The organism is Clostridium sp. OM05-9 (assembly GCF_003481465.1).
Taxonomy (GTDB): domain Bacteria; phylum Bacillota; class Clostridia; order Lachnospirales; family Lachnospiraceae; genus Coprococcus; species Coprococcus ammoniilyticus.
Genome location: NZ_QULF01000002.1, coordinates 203378 through 218123 on the forward strand (window position 1 = coordinate 203378; position 14746 = coordinate 218123).

10 protein-coding genes are annotated in these 14746 nt (G+C 40.8%); 9 read left to right on the forward strand and 1 reads right to left on the reverse strand.

The genetic code is table 11. The annotated features are described in order from the left end of the window. Positions 1–9 precede the first annotated feature (9 nt). Genes DXB77_RS03985 through DXB77_RS03995 form a run of 3 tightly spaced genes read left to right on the forward strand, consistent with a single transcriptional unit; the run spans position 10 to position 3346 of the window. A complete protein-coding gene (locus tag DXB77_RS03985) occupies positions 10–1293 on the forward strand; it encodes an ABC transporter permease (protein ID WP_182439428.1) in 1284 nt (427 codons plus the stop codon). Beyond that, complete coding sequence (locus DXB77_RS03990; protein ID WP_117807611.1) at positions 1294–1971, forward strand: ABC transporter ATP-binding protein; 678 nt, start codon at positions 1294–1296, stop codon at positions 1969–1971. Continuing rightward, positions 1937–3346, forward strand: a complete 1410-nt coding sequence (locus DXB77_RS03995; protein ID WP_117822658.1) for a hypothetical protein — start codon at positions 1937–1939, stop codon at positions 3344–3346. Before DXB77_RS03990 ends, DXB77_RS03995 begins: the two co-directional genes overlap by 35 nt. 231 nt (positions 3347–3577) lie before the next feature. On the opposite strand, the gene aroC is transcribed toward DXB77_RS03995, so the two are convergent. After that, complete coding sequence (gene aroC, locus DXB77_RS04000; protein ID WP_118662708.1) at positions 3578–4675, reverse strand: chorismate synthase; 1098 nt, start codon at positions 4673–4675, stop codon at positions 3578–3580. Between the two features lie 345 nt (positions 4676–5020). Here aroC and rpsO point away from each other — a divergent pair, with 345 nt between their 5' ends. The 6 genes from rpsO (at position 5021) to DXB77_RS04030 (ending at position 14652) form a co-directional block, all read left to right on the forward strand. After that, on the forward strand, positions 5021–5287 hold the full coding sequence (gene rpsO, locus DXB77_RS04005) for a 30S ribosomal protein S15 (RefSeq protein ID WP_008400751.1): 267 nt from the start codon (positions 5021–5023) through the stop codon (positions 5285–5287). Positions 5288–5503: 216 nt separating this feature from the next. After that, positions 5504–7606: a polyribonucleotide nucleotidyltransferase gene (locus DXB77_RS04010; RefSeq protein WP_117807608.1), complete on the forward strand. Its 2103-nt coding sequence runs from the start codon at positions 5504–5506 to the stop codon at positions 7604–7606. 28 nt (positions 7607–7634) lie between these two features. Next, positions 7635–10031 carry a N,N'-diacetylchitobiose phosphorylase gene (locus DXB77_RS04015; protein WP_118662709.1) on the forward strand — a complete coding sequence of 799 codons (2397 nt, stop codon included), beginning with the start codon at positions 7635–7637 and terminating at the stop codon, positions 10029–10031. 169 nt (positions 10032–10200) lie between these two features. Beyond that, positions 10201–10860 carry an ATP-dependent Clp protease proteolytic subunit gene (locus DXB77_RS04020; protein WP_118615031.1) on the forward strand — a complete coding sequence of 220 codons (660 nt, stop codon included), beginning with the start codon at positions 10201–10203 and terminating at the stop codon, positions 10858–10860. A 123-nt stretch (positions 10861–10983) separates the two neighbouring features. Beyond that, positions 10984–11859, forward strand: coding sequence for an undecaprenyl-diphosphate phosphatase (locus DXB77_RS04025; protein ID WP_118662792.1), 876 nt, complete (start codon positions 10984–10986; stop codon positions 11857–11859). A 27-nt stretch (positions 11860–11886) separates the two neighbouring features. Further along, positions 11887–14652, forward strand: a complete 2766-nt coding sequence (locus tag DXB77_RS04030) for a DNA translocase FtsK (RefSeq protein ID WP_118662710.1) — start codon at positions 11887–11889, stop codon at positions 14650–14652. The last annotated feature ends 94 nt before the right edge of the window (positions 14653–14746 follow it).

A 14746-nucleotide genomic window follows, 5' to 3' on the forward strand; every position in this document is an offset into this window, starting at 1 on the left:
AAAATTACGTTGGATAATGAATGGAAACAAGGAATTCGAAGTTTTTTTAATGTTATTCTATATATTGTTGGAATTACAATAATTGGACTTCTGGTGTATTTTGTCAGTCTAGAAACAGATACGAAGAAGTCGGTAGAGCGTTCTATACGAAAAGAAATAAAAACATTAGGAAGCATAAGTGTTGAAGGGAATCCTTCAGATATTCAGTATAATTCAAATTTTGATCTTTTGAAAGTTGTTAAAAGTTTTAGTGGCATAGATGCATGTTCATCTGGATGGGGAAATGGTTCACTGGCAATATCCGGAGACTGGCGTATCGAATATGATGCATCGGAATACAGAGATGAAGACTTGAAATTACTGCAAGATATACAAAAAAAGAATGTTTATGATCCCGGATATGCAATACAGGGGAAAAGTTTGGAAACTACCTGGCTGGACGCTGGAGCGTGGGATATGATGAAAATTGATCTGCTGCAAGGCAGATGTCCTTCTGAGATTGATTATGCTTTATATGGTGATGCGATTCCAATCTATCTGGGGTATCGTTATAAAGATAAAGTGCAGCTGGGAACCCGCCTTATACATGGAGAAGAGGTTTATGTTGTAGAGGGGATTCTGAAGAAGTACAGTGTATTAGCTCCAAATAGTGATGATCTGATGAACATGTATCCGGAAGACCAGAATGCGATACCTTATCAAATACTTGATTATAGCATTTTGATAATTTTAAATTCAGAAATGGACAATACATATAATTGTTTTTTTACATTAAAAGATGGTTATTCATTTGATGATGTTCAAAGTTATCTGGATGCGTTAAATTTGAACCCGGATGTAGAATTTTACATCAATAGTGTAGAAAAATATCTGGATAATATGAGCAGGGAGTCAGAAAGGAAAGAAATGACTGGGTTATTTGTGTATGTCACTGTGATTGTGTGTTTGATTCTGTCGTGTTTTGAAATTAACACCATATTGGCACAGAGAAGAGAGTTTGGGATACTTCTTGCTTATGGGCTATCGCATAGAGATATTATAAAGATGGTATTGATTGATAATATAAAAAAATTGATCATTGCAATTCTGATTATGACGTGCGTAATAGCCGGTAAACTGGCAGCGGACATTATGGTAGAGAATATGACATTTTATATGCTGAAGAATACGATTTACAGTCGGTTGGTCTTGACGATTGGAATGATAGGGATATTGCTTGTTCTTTTGGTCTGTATTGTACCGTCAATTCTGTTAAAGAAAATATCTCCGGCGGAATTACTTGGAGGAAAATAAATGATTCAATTAAAAGAAGCAAAAAAAATATACAAAAATGGCAGGACAGAATATCCTGCGTTGAATGGGATAGACCTGACGATAGAAAATGGAGAATATGTTGCAATTATTGGAACATCCGGATCGGGAAAAAGTACACTTTTAAATATCATAGGTGGGATGGATCAGACAACAGATGGTCAGTATCTGTATGATGAAAAGAATGTTAGCAAAATGAATTCTCATGCGCTTCATTTGTTTCGAAAGGAATATGTGAGCTTTGTATTCCAACGATTTGCACTATTGAATCAGTATAGTGTATATGAAAATGTGGAAGTACCGCTTCTTGCAAAGGGAATAGAGAAGAATGAACGTAAGAAAAAAGTTCTTTCCGCATTGATGCAGGTTGGAATTCAGGATCTGTATAAGAAAAAGCCAAGTGAGCTTTCGGGAGGGGAACAACAGCGGTGTGCAATTGCCAGAGCGTTGGTTATGGATACTCCTGTTGTACTTGCAGATGAACCGACAGGTTCTCTGGATAAAAACTCAGGCATTAAGGTTATGAAGCTTTTAGAAGGACTGCATGAGCAGGGAAAGACCTTGATAATTGTAACACATGATATAGATATAGCAGAGCATGCTGATCGTATAATACAGATTGAGGATGGAAAGATTATTGCTGATACAAAAAAGAATTAAAAAATATTTATTATTGATAGGCGGAATTGTTATATTGCTTTCAGGTTGTGATAAAAAAGAAAGCAGTGATATGTTTGTGCTGGATCAGGAGAAAAAGTCGATACAGGGAGAGGTTCAAAATAGTGAATTAGGGGAAAAACTGAAAGTACCGCAAAGCGTTGATTGCAAGATGGAAACAGAAGATGCCGACTTACAAGCAATATTGATATCAGATAAGTCTGTCTGTATTCCAGATGTAGAACAACTTTATACAATGAAGTGCAGCAGAGAGAGACTGGATGCATCATACAAAAAGAAAATTTCAGAAGCAATATTTGGCGAAACAGCCCTGTATATATATGATGGCAACCCATTAATATCTGAATGTGATGAACAAATCCAATATTGCAAAAACAAGCAAAATATTTCGGATACATTTTATAAACAATATTACCAGGCGAGTATAGAGGAGCTAGAGCAACAGAAAAAAACTGCACAGGAGATAAGAGAAAAGAATATTGATTTTTCGGCGGATCAGTACATTGGTATGATTAACGATCAAAAATATCTTCTTACATTTTATGGAAACGAAGACTATTGTGAATCCTTTGAACTAATGTTGTATCCGGAGAATTCAATGGAGAAATTTTTTGAGATTGATAACGGATATGGACTTGTTCAACCGACAGATATATTGTCTGAAAATGAGTTGCTGTATTCGGATCTTTTGAATTATAGTGAAAATGAAGAAGATCTTTCAGCCGGGAATCAATGTAGTAAAACAATAGAGGAAGCGATAGATACCGCTTTGGGCTATGCTGGTGCATGTGTCTCATTGCCTGTTGATACGGGATGTGTAGAACCATTTTGTGTATCCTATATAAAGGGTGAAACAGAGGAAGAAGTACTTTTGTGTGATGGATATTCTATAACATTTCTTCCGAAAATTGAACAAGTTACTCCTTTTGTGTCAGATTTGTATTATGTAGAAAGTATAGCAGGTCAATATGACAACAGAAATGACAGCCAATCAAGCATTATGACAAACGGTTTAATATTACGCATTGTAATATCTTCGAAAGGTGTGGTTGGCATTGGTTGTGTAATGCCGGTGAAACAGGATGAAAAAGCGAAAAAAGTGGAACGGCTTTTAACGTGGGATGAGATTATGGAAGCCTTGAAAAATGGCTTGCCGGAATACCTCAAAAAGCATGGTGCGTCATATTCGCAAATTGCATTTAATCATGTAGAACTAACATACTATTTAGAAGAAACAGAGGAGGGATATTGTTATATTCCTGTATGGCTTTTTGCAAATATTGATGCACAGTTACAGGTTCCAGATCAGCTTATTCTACTGGATGCAAGAAATGGAAGATTTGTAGAAATAAAATAATATTCCAGATATACAAAATACAACTGCCCTATATAGAATAACATTGTGAAGATTTCGTTTTTTCGATGTATATTGCCAGTAAATACAAGTGCTTGTTTGATCCGTAGGTGAGTTAACACAGGAGTATTACGAATCAGGCATATACATCGAATAGAAATTGCAACAAGTCATCTGTATGGGGCAGTTGGTTGTATGTGGGAAAGTCCATACTGTAGAGAACAGCAAATCTCACTATTTATAAAACTCCACCAGCTTGTCCATTCTTGCGGACATGTTGTCAAACAGCGCATTCACGATTGTGATCGCAGCCATAGATTCTACAACGACTACAGCGCGGGGACCGATGATTGGGTCGTGTCTGCCGCGGATCGACACATCAATATTTTCACCGGATTTATTGATTGTTTTCTGTTTGCTGGCGATCGATGGTGTAGCCTTGAAATGACAGGTGAGCAACAGATCAGAACCGTCGCTGATTCCGCCAAGGATTCCACCGGCATGGTTCGAGTTCTTATTTACAACACCATCTTCGATATGGAAACCGTCATTATCATAAGAACCGGTATTTTCGGATACCATGATGCCATCCCCGATCTCAACCGCTTTTACGGCACCAATCGACATAAGGGCTTTGGCGAGATTTGCATCTAATTTATCAAAGACCGGATCACCAAGACCTGCCGGAACACCGGATACGATACATTTGACAGTAGAACCGATCGAATCATTTTGTGCCATGATATCAGAAAGATATGCAGATGCAGCTGCGAAGCTTTTTGCATCCGGCATGTTCAGTTCATTCTTTGAGATATAGTCTGCATCAAAGTCGGCAGGGTCGGATACGATATCGCCGATCGATGAGACATAGGTTGTAAATGAGATATTCAATGTCTTTAAGATCTTTGCAGCGATCGCACCGGCAGCAACTCTGCCGATCGTTTCTCTGCCGGAGGAACGGCCGCCACCACGGTAATCGCGAAAACCATATTTCTGGTCAAAGGTATAATCAGCATGTCCCGGACGATAGTAGGTAGCGATGTCACCGTAATCACCGGAGCGCTGGGAGGTGTTCCGAACCATCAGTGAGATCGGAGTGCCTGTGGTCTTTCCCTCGAATACACCGGAAAGGATCTCTACCTGATCGGATTCCTTTCTTGGAGTGGAAAATTGGGAGAAGCCCGGACGCCTGCGGTTTAAGTATACCTGAATATCATCCTCGGTAAGTGGAAGACCGGCAGGACAGCCGTCAATGACAACACCGAGTGCTTTTCCATGGGATTCGCCCCATGTAGTGATCTTGAATTTATTTCCAAATGTTGAACCTGACATAATAAGTAATCTCCTTCATGTAGAATAAACACAGACAGCATTTTACATTTGATGTGTCTGTGTCAGATGTCTAAAGAACAGTATATTTATATTGCTCTCCATATCGTCATGATGCTATTATATAGTAGTTGAAAAACAAAAAGCAACAGAAAATGCTTGTTATATAGTAGTTGAAAAACAAAAAATATGTTTTGCGCAGCCAAAAACACAGAAAACCCTGATTTTAAAGTTGACACACCTTTGAAAGTGTGGTAGTCTGACAAAGGTCAGCCTGTACTTAGTTTAAGGAGTCTCCGTCCTTTTACCCAGTTCAGGCCAAGTATAATATTATGGAGGATTGTTATTATGATAACAAAAGAGCAGAAACAGGAAATCGTTGCTAAGTACGGCAAGGATGCAAATGACACAGGTTCAGCAGAAGTACAGATTGCACTTCTTACAGCAAGAATCAATGATTTAAACCAGCACTTTAAGGCTAATCCTAAGGATCACCACTCAAACCGTGGTCTGTTAAAGATGGTTGGTCAGAGAAGAAATATGCTTGCTTACTTAAAGAGCAAAGACATTGAGCGTTACAGAAAGCTGATCGAGAGCCTTGGCTTAAGAAAATAATTTCTGCATCAGAGATAAGAAAGACAGGTTGTTCCAATGTATGTTGGGATGACCTGTTTTTTTTGGATTCAATCTTGTATTTGAGATATGAGTATGCTAAACTTTAAGAGATTGCGGCATGGCAATTCGAGACTACTACAAGACCGATCTATCAGGTATGTCTTGTAGTTGTTTCGAGCCTGCTGCGGTTAATAATAGAAAATAGGAGAAAAGAAAATGAGCAAAGAATTCAAGACTTATTCTATGGACATTGCCGGCAAGACACTTCGCGTCGATATCGGCAGAGTAGCAGCACAGGCAAATGGCGCTGCATTTATGCATTATGGTGATACAACTGTATTATCAACAATCACAGCTTCTGAGAAGCCAAGAGACGGAATCGACTTTTTCCCATTAAGCGTTGAGTATGAAGAGAAGATGTATGCAGTAGGAAAGATCCCTGGCGGATTCAACAAGAGAGAGGGAAAAGCATCTGAGAACGCAGTACTTACATCCCGTGTTATCGACCGTCCGATGCGTCCGTTATTCCCTAAGGATTACAGAAATGATGTTACATTGAACAACCTTGTTACATCTGTTGATCCTGAGTGCAGACCGGAGCTGGTTGCCATGCTTGGTTCTGCTATCGCAACTGCAATTTCAGATGTTCCATTCTGTGGACCATGTGCAATGACACAGGTTGGTATGATCGATGGAGAATTCATCATTAACCCATCTCAGAAACAGTGGGATGAGGGTGATCTGAAGCTTACAGTTGCATCTACAAGCACAAAGGTTATCATGATCGAGGCTGGTGCAAATGAGATTCCTGAAGACAAGATGATCGAAGCAATCTATAAGGCACATGATGTAAACCTTTCTATCATTGAATTCATCAACAAGATGGTAGAAGAAGTTGGTAAGCCAAAGCATGATTATGTAAGCTGCGCAATTCCGGAAGAATTATTTGCAGCTATGAAAGAGATCGTAACTCCTGCTGAGATGGAAGTCGCTGTATTTACAGATGAGAAGCAGGTAAGAGAAGAAAATATCAGACAGATCAGAGAGAAGTTCGAAGAAGCATTTGCTGACAATGAAGAATGGCTTGCTCTGATCCCTGAAGCATTATATCAGTATCAGAAGAAGACAGTAAGAAAGATGATCTTAAAAGATCGTAAGAGACCGGATGGACGTGCGATCAACCAGATCAGACCACTTGCTGCAGAGGTTGATATCATCCCTAGAGTACATGGTTCTGCAATGTTCACTCGTGGACAGACACAGATCTGCGATATCGTAACACTTGCTCCATTATCAGAGATCCAGAAGATCGATGGATTAGATGAGAATGTAGTATCCAAGAGATACATGCATCACTATAATTTCCCATCATATTCTGTAGGTGAGACAAAGGTATCCAGAGGACCGGGACGTCGTGAGATCGGACATGGTGCACTTGCTGAACGTGCATTACTTCCTGTATTACCATCTATAGAAGAGTTCCCATATGCGATCCGTGCCGTATCTGAGACATTTGAGTCAAATGGTTCTACTTCCATGGCATCTACCTGTGCATCCTGTATGTCACTGATGGCTGCCGGTGTACCATTAAAGTCAATGGTTGCAGGTATTTCCTGTGGTCTGGTTACAGGTGATACAGATGATGATTATGTAGTATTAACAGATATTCAGGGCCTGGAAGATTTCTTCGGAGATATGGACTTCAAGGTAACAGGTACTTATAAGGGTATCACAGCAATCCAGATGGATATCAAGATCCACGGACTGACAAGACCGATCGTAGAAGAAGCTATCGCAAGAACAAGAGAAGCAAGATTATTCATTATGGATGGCGTTATGAGCAGTGCAATTCCTGCACCAAGAACACATGTTAATGAATTTGCTCCAAAGATCGTTCAGATCAAGATCGATCCTGATAAGATCGGCGAAGTAATTGGACAGAGAGGAAAGACAATCAATACGATCATTGAGGAGACAGGCGTTAAGATCGATATCGATGATGATGGAAACGTATCTGTATGCGGCGTTGATCAGGAGAGCATGGACAAGGCTATGAACATGATCAAGATGATCGTTGAGCCACTTGTTGTTGGTGATGACTACAAGGGTAAGGTTGTCAAGATCCTTGATTGTGGTGCGATCGTTTCACTTGCACCAAACAAAGACGGTCTGATCCATATTTCAAAGCTTTCTGATAAGAGAGTAGCAAAGGTTGAAGACGTTGTAAATGTAGGCGACGACGTTGTTGTTAAGGTTATCAAGATCGACGAAAGAGCTGGACGTATCAGTCTCAGCTTAAAGGACGTTGAGAATAAATAAAACAAAAAATATACGGGAGGGTATGTGTGTGAAATACGGACATTTTGATGAAACCAGAAAAGAATATGTAATAGACAGACCGGATACTCCTGCACCTTGGGCGAACTACCTTGGTTCGCCTGCCTATGGTGCAATTATCTCCAATAATGCAGGTGGTTACAGCTTTGAGAAGAGTGGTGCAAACGGAAGAATTATCCGTTACATCTTCAATAGCTTTGACCAGCCGGGAAGATATGTATACTTAAGAGATGACGATACTTCAGATTTCTGGTCAGCATCCTGGCAGCCGGTAGGCAAGAGCCTGGATGAGTATAAGAGCGAGTGTCATCACGGAACTGCATATACGAATATTATGGCAGATTATTCCGGTATCCATTCTGAGGTACTTTATTATGTACCGCTGGATAAGACACATGAGGTATGGAATGTAACTCTTACAAACAAATCCAATAAGACCAGACATCTGTCTGCGATCGGTTTCTGTGAATTTACAAATGACTGTAACTATGAGCAGGATCAGGTAAACTTACAGTATACATTATTTATTTCAAGAACCTATTACAGAGATCAGAAGATCCTTCAGGTGATCAATGAGAATGTAGTTAATGATTCAGTGGATGGAAATGCTGTAAACAAGCGTTTCTTCGGACTTGCAGGCAGTGAAGTTGCTTCTTACTGTGGAGATAAAGAAGAATTCCTTGGTATGTATCACACATATGCTGACCCGGTTGCTGTTATCAATGGTGACTGTGGTAATAAATTAAACTATAACGAGAATTCTTGTGGCGCGCTTCAGACAAAGGTGACGCTTGCACCTGGTGAATCAAAGACATTTTCATTCATCCTTGGTATGAAGGACGAGGCTGCAGCAAATGAGATCATGAAAGCCTATGAAGATGAGAAGACCTGTGCTGCAGAGCTTCAGGAGCTGATCGATTACTGGCATGGCAAGTTGAATAACTTCCAGGTTAAGACACCGAGTGAGTCATTTAACAATATGATCAATACATGGAATTCTTATCAGTGCTTTATGACCTTTATCTGGTCAAGAGCTGCATCCTTTACATACTGTGGCCTGAGAAACGGTTATGGCTACAGAGATACCGTACAGGATATTCAGGGTATTATCCATCTTGCACCGGAAATGGCACTGGAAAAGATCCGTTTCATGTTATCCGCTCAGGTAGATAATGGTGGCGGACTTCCACTGGTTAAGTACACACACAACCCTGGTCATGAGGATACACCGGATGATCCATCTTATGTAAAAGAGACCGGACATCCTGCATATCGTGCAGACGATGCATTATGGTTATTCCCGACCATTTATAAATATATCGCAGAGTCAGGTAATATCGGCTTTATAGATGAGGTTATCCCATTTGCAAATAAGGATGAGGGAACTGTATATGAGCATTTGAAGAGAGCAATCGACTTCTCTATGAATCGTCTGGGCGACAATGGAATGCCTGCAGGACTTCATGCAGACTGGAACGATTGCTTAAGACTTGGCAAGCGTGGAGAGTCTACATTTGTAGCAATGCAGCTTTATTATGCAATGACTGTAATTAAGTATTTTGCAGAGTTAAAAGATGATGCAGATTATATTGACTATATCAATGAGATCCAGTATAAGATGGGTAACACCATTCAGGAGAAGTGCTGGGAGGATGACCGTTATATCCGTGGATATAAAGAGGGCGGTATGGTGATCGGTTCCAAGAATGATCCTGAAGCAAGCATGTGGCTGAACCCTCAGTCATGGGCAGTTATCAGTGGCCTTGCTACCAGAGAACAGAGCGAGCTTGCATTGGAATCTGTTCACAGAGAATTAAATACACCATATGGTGTCAGACTGATGTTCCCGCCATATAAGGAGCATGCGTTTGACGGAGCACTGATGCTTCTGTTCAATGCAGGAACAAAGGAGAATGCAGGTATCTTTTCACAGCCACAGGGCTGGATCATCCTTGCTGAAGCATTGATGGGACATGGTAATCGTGCATTTGAATACTTTGACGAGAGTTCACCGGCATCTATGAATGATAAGGCCGAGGTTCGTAAGTTAGAGCCTTACTGCCATGGTCAGTTCACGGAGTCAGTTGGAAGTCCTTATGAAGGCCGTTCCCATGTTCACTGGCTGACAGGAACAGCATCCACCTGTATGGTTGGATGTGTTGAGGGTATCATGGGTATGCGTCCTGATTTCTACGGAATTAAGATCGCACCTGCAGTACCATCCGACTGGAAAGAGTTCGATATCACAAAGAACTATCGTGGCAAGAAGTTAAATATTCATGTTACGAATCCGGACGGACATGAAAGTGGCTGCCAGAGCATGACTGTAAATGGAAAGGCGATGGAAGATAACTATATTCTATTTGATGAACTGGATGATGTAAATGAGATTACACTCGTTATGTAATTTATGAATAATTTCATATAAAGTATCAAACAATAGGCAGGAAGAAATGAAAAAATCTTCCTGCCTGTTATTTTTTTGCAAAAAAGTTATGGTTGAATGGGAAAGCAAAAATGATATTCGTATTTATACAGGCGGAACATTTCTGACTATAAGAAAGGAAGTCGTTTATATGGATCAGGAATTAAAAAGACAGGAACTCATTGTAGAAAATGGTCAGATCATCATAAATGGAAACAGTGAAAAATATAATATATTGTTACTTGATATCATCGGGGAGATTGAGGGGCATGTCAGTCTGCCATCCGATACCAAGACTACAAAATATGAGCATGTATTGCCAGAGCTTGCGGTTGTTCAGGATGACGAGAGCATCAAAGGTGTGCTTGTATTATTAAATACAGTAGGCGGGGATGTAGAAGCAGGTCTTGCAATAGCAGAGATGCTGGCATCAATCAGCAAACCGGTTGTTACACTGGTGCTTGGAGGAAGTCATTCAATCGGTGTGCCACTTGCAGTATCAGGTAATGTATCATTTATCGTACCGACAGCAACGATGGTCGTGCATCCTCTCAGAGTATCCGATACTGTGCTAGGTGTGAGACAAAATTACGAATATATCGAACGGATGCAGGATCGAATCATACAGTTTACGTCTTGTCATTCCAAGATCGGTGAAGATTCATTAAGATCGATTATGTTCAATACACAGGAATTATCCAAAGATATCGGTTCGGTTCTTGTTGGAAAAGAAGCGGTCGAATGCGGCATTATTGACAGGATCGGAGGAATATCGGCTGCATTAAACAAACTCTATGACTTGATAAATTGATGGAATGATAGTAAAATAGGCTGATGGTTCGTTTTTTTACGGCTATTGGCCGGTACATAGAAAAACGGTATAGATGGAGAAAACAATAAAACAGTGCTGGTTATACAGCAGATCGGAGCAATTATGTCACTATTAGAATCAATCATTATGGGAATCATTCAGGGAGCAACCGAGTTTCTTCCCGTCAGCAGTTCAGGACATCTCGCAATCTTTAAGAACATGTTTCATGTAAATACAGATACAGGCATCATGTTTGATATCCTGCTTCATTTTGGCACACTGGTTGCCATCTTTATTGTGTATTGGAAGGATATTGTTGAACTGATCGTAGAAGGATTTACGATTATCGGTCTTGCCTGCTGCAATGTAGGGAGATTTTTTGCAAATCTGTTTTCCAAGGAGAAGAAACCATATCGTAAGATCATTGAAACGGAATACCGTAAATTCGTAATGCTTGTTATTTTATCAACACTTGTAACTATGGTGATCGCACTTCCGTTTGAGAGTAAGATTGAAAATGCCGGAAATACTTTATTAGTTCCGGGATTTTGTCTCTGTATCACATCTGTGATTTTATTTATTGCTGATCGTGTTCAGAAGGGCAATAAAGGACCGGCAGAGGCTACATATAAGAATTCGTTATTTATCGGTCTGGCGCAGGGGATTGCAACTCTTCCCGGTATTTCAAGATCGGGCTCTACGATCACAGCAGGTCTTGCATGTGGATTCAACAGAGAATTTGCAGTAAAATATTCATTCATCATGTCGATTCCGACAATCCTTGGGGCATGTATTCTTCAGATCCCGGATCTGGCAGGTGCAAGTCTTGCCGGATCAGAGATCCTGAATTATGTGATCGGTATGATCGTTGCGGGCGTTGTAGGCTTTCTTTGTATCAAAGTGATGCTGAAATCAGTAAAGAACAATAAATTCAAGGGATATTCCATTTATTGTTTATGCGCAGGTGTGATATCTGTTATTTATTATTTTGTACGTTAATTTAAGTTAAGTAAGTGGGAGAAGAAAATGGCTGAAACCAGAAAGAAAAACGGGACGGCAAAACAGAACGGAACGACCAGAGCCACCGGTGGAACCGGAAAAAATGGTACGGGAAAGAAAAATAGTACAGCTAAAAGGTCAAATACAGTATCGAACCCAAACACATCAAAAAAACAGATGGAACAACAGATAGAAGAAGATAACAGGGAAGTACGTCTGGAAGTAATCCTGTTAGTCATTCTTGCTTTTTCCATATTCTTGATGATCGCTAACTTTGGCAAATGTGGAAAGGTCGGCGATGCAATATCCGGTTTCCTGTTTGGTGTGATCGGATTTGCCGAATACATATTTCCGGTATATCTTTTTATATCATCGGCATTTATTATTTCCAATCTTGGTAATAAAAAGGTTAGAAATGAAGTAATCTATATCGGTGTGGTTCTGATGATCATATCGATGATCAGCCAGATGATCTTCACAACCGATTATTTATCTGTAAAACAGTTATATCTGGATGGATATAAGGAGCATATGGGCGGTGGAATTATCTGTGGCGGTTTGTTCTTTATTTTCAGAAATACGATCGGTATCGTGGGCGTAACACTGGTAATGATCCTTGGTGCGCTTGTTATGTTTGTCCTGATCACGGGAATTTCAGTGATCGATACATTTAAGAATCTGATCAACAGCTTTTACAGGGAAGAAGAATATGAAGAACCGGAGCAGGAGCGCAGACCGGTTAAAAAGAATAAGAAAAAGTCCGGAAAATCCGGAAACAGCCAGGTAAGGCTTGAGAACCTGAAGGTCTATGAAAGCGGTGAAAAGCATAAGGGCAAAGCGAAGGATTTCTTTGAGAATGAGGATGAGATCCATGAAATAAATGTACCAGATGACGATTTTCTTACATTTAATAATGATGTAGAGAAGATTGTACTTCATGATGAAAGAGAAGAACAGATACCGGTATCGTTTGCGAAGAAAACGTCGGTTACAAAGAGCAGGAGAAAATCAGAACCTGCTCCTGTAGAAACGGCAGCCGGTGTTTCGTCGGCAGTTCCTATGGGTGATACACAGGAGATTCCTGTTCAGCAGACAAAAGATATCTTTGATGCTGAATTTGAGGATGAAGAAGATGTTCTTTCCGGTGCGATCAATGGAAATGAGCATCCGGAGGTTGTCAGTGTGATACCGGATGATTATGATCCGGATATGGATTCTGCATTTTCCAGTGTGACAGGAAAGACAGAGAACTCTCAGGCAGTGAAGAAGCCAGCACCGGCGGCAGACAAGCCCGGACAGAAGAGCTATAAAGAGGGAGTAAAGTATAAATTTCCGGGATCCAATCTTCTGGCACAGCCACCGAAGAATCACAATGCGAACCGGGATGCACAGGTACGCTCTACAGCGATCAAGTTAAAGAATACATTGGAAAACTTTGGTGTTAATGTTACGATTACAAATTATAGCTGCGGGCCGGCGGTTACCCGGTTTGAAATGCAGCCGGAGCAGGGCGTGAAGGTCAGTAAGATCCTTGGTCTTGCAGATGATATCAAGTTAAATCTTGCAGCCGCGGATATTCGTATCGAAGCTCCGATCCCCGGCAAGGCAGCGATTGGAATCGAAGTACCAAACAAAGAAAATTCAATTGTTGCATTTCGTGAACTGGTGGAATCGGATAATTTCAAGAATTCCAAATCCAAGATCGCATTTGCAGTCGGTAAAGATATCAGTGGACAGGTTATCGTTACGGATATAGCCAAGATGCCGCATCTGCTGATCGCCGGCGCCACAGGCTCTGGTAAGTCGGTCTGTATCAATACGCTGATAATGAGTATCTTATATAAGGCAAAACCGGAAGAAGTAAAACTGATCATGATCGATCCGAAGATGGTAGAGCTTGCTTGTTATAATGGCATTCCACATCTGCTGATCCCGGTTGTAACCGATCCGAAGAAGGCATCCGGTGCACTGAACTGGGCGGTAGAGGAAATGACCAGAAGATATCAGATGTTTGCAGAATGTGGAGTCAGAAATATACAGGGATATAATGACAAAGTAGAACAGGCACTTGCATCCGGATCAGCAGATGATGAGAAGTTAAAGAAAATGCCGACGATCGTTGTGATTGTGGACGAGCTTGCCGACCTGATGATGGTTGCTCACGGAGAAGTGGAAGACGCGATTGTCCGTTTGTCACAGCTTGCCAGAGCAGCAGGTATCCATCTGGTTATAGCAACTCAGCGTCCATCGGTAGATGTTATTACCGGTCTGATCAAGGCAAATGTTCCATCGAGAATTGCATTCGCTGTATCATCCGGTGTAGATTCCAGAACCATCTTAGATATGAATGGTGCAGAGAAGCTTCTCGGTAAGGGTGATATGTTATTTTATCCGACCGGTTATCCAAAACCGGTTCGTGTACAGGGAGCTTTTGTTTCTGATGAAGAAGTGTCAGCCGTTGTGGAGTATCTGAAGAAACAGAACGGTGTCGGAACGTATGATGATGATATATCTAAGTCTATTACACAGACCGGAGCGGCCGGTGCACCCGGTATGAGCGGTGGAAGTGATAAGGATGATTATTTTGTAGAAGCCGGACGCTTTATCATTGATAAAGAAAAGGCCTCAATCGGAATGCTGCAGCGTGCGTTTAAGATCGGCTTTAATCGTGCGGCACGTATCATGGATCAGCTTGCAGGTGCCGGGGTTGTAGGTCCGGAGGAGGGCACAAAGGCAAGAAAGATACTTATGACGCAGGAAGAATTTGACGAATATATAGATAATAATCTATAATACAGATTCAAATGATATTTATACAGGGAAAATGCCGGTGAAGGGATATAGCGTGCATAGGCAGATTTTACCTGCTATAGGATAAAATTACACT

What these genes read in the sequence shown, in the direction of transcription:
- DXB77_RS03990 (WP_117807611.1), top strand. Translation starts at nt 1,294, where the DNA reads ATGATTCAATTAAAAGAAGCAAAAAAAATATACAAAAATGGCAGGACA.
- DXB77_RS03995 (WP_117822658.1), top strand. Translation starts at nt 1,937, where the DNA reads ATGGAAAGATTATTGCTGATACAAAAAAGAATTAAAAAATATTTATTA.
- aroC (WP_118662708.1), bottom strand. Translation starts at nt 4,675, where the DNA reads ATGTCAGGTTCAACATTTGGAAATAAATTCAAGATCACTACATGGGGC.
- rpsO (WP_008400751.1), top strand. Translation starts at nt 5,021, where the DNA reads ATGATAACAAAAGAGCAGAAACAGGAAATCGTTGCTAAGTACGGCAAG.
- DXB77_RS04010 (WP_117807608.1), top strand. Translation starts at nt 5,504, where the DNA reads ATGAGCAAAGAATTCAAGACTTATTCTATGGACATTGCCGGCAAGACA.
- DXB77_RS04020 (WP_118615031.1), top strand. Translation starts at nt 10,201, where the DNA reads ATGGATCAGGAATTAAAAAGACAGGAACTCATTGTAGAAAATGGTCAG.
- DXB77_RS04025 (WP_118662792.1), top strand. Translation starts at nt 10,984, where the DNA reads ATGTCACTATTAGAATCAATCATTATGGGAATCATTCAGGGAGCAACC.
- DXB77_RS04030 (WP_118662710.1), top strand. Translation starts at nt 11,887, where the DNA reads ATGGCTGAAACCAGAAAGAAAAACGGGACGGCAAAACAGAACGGAACG.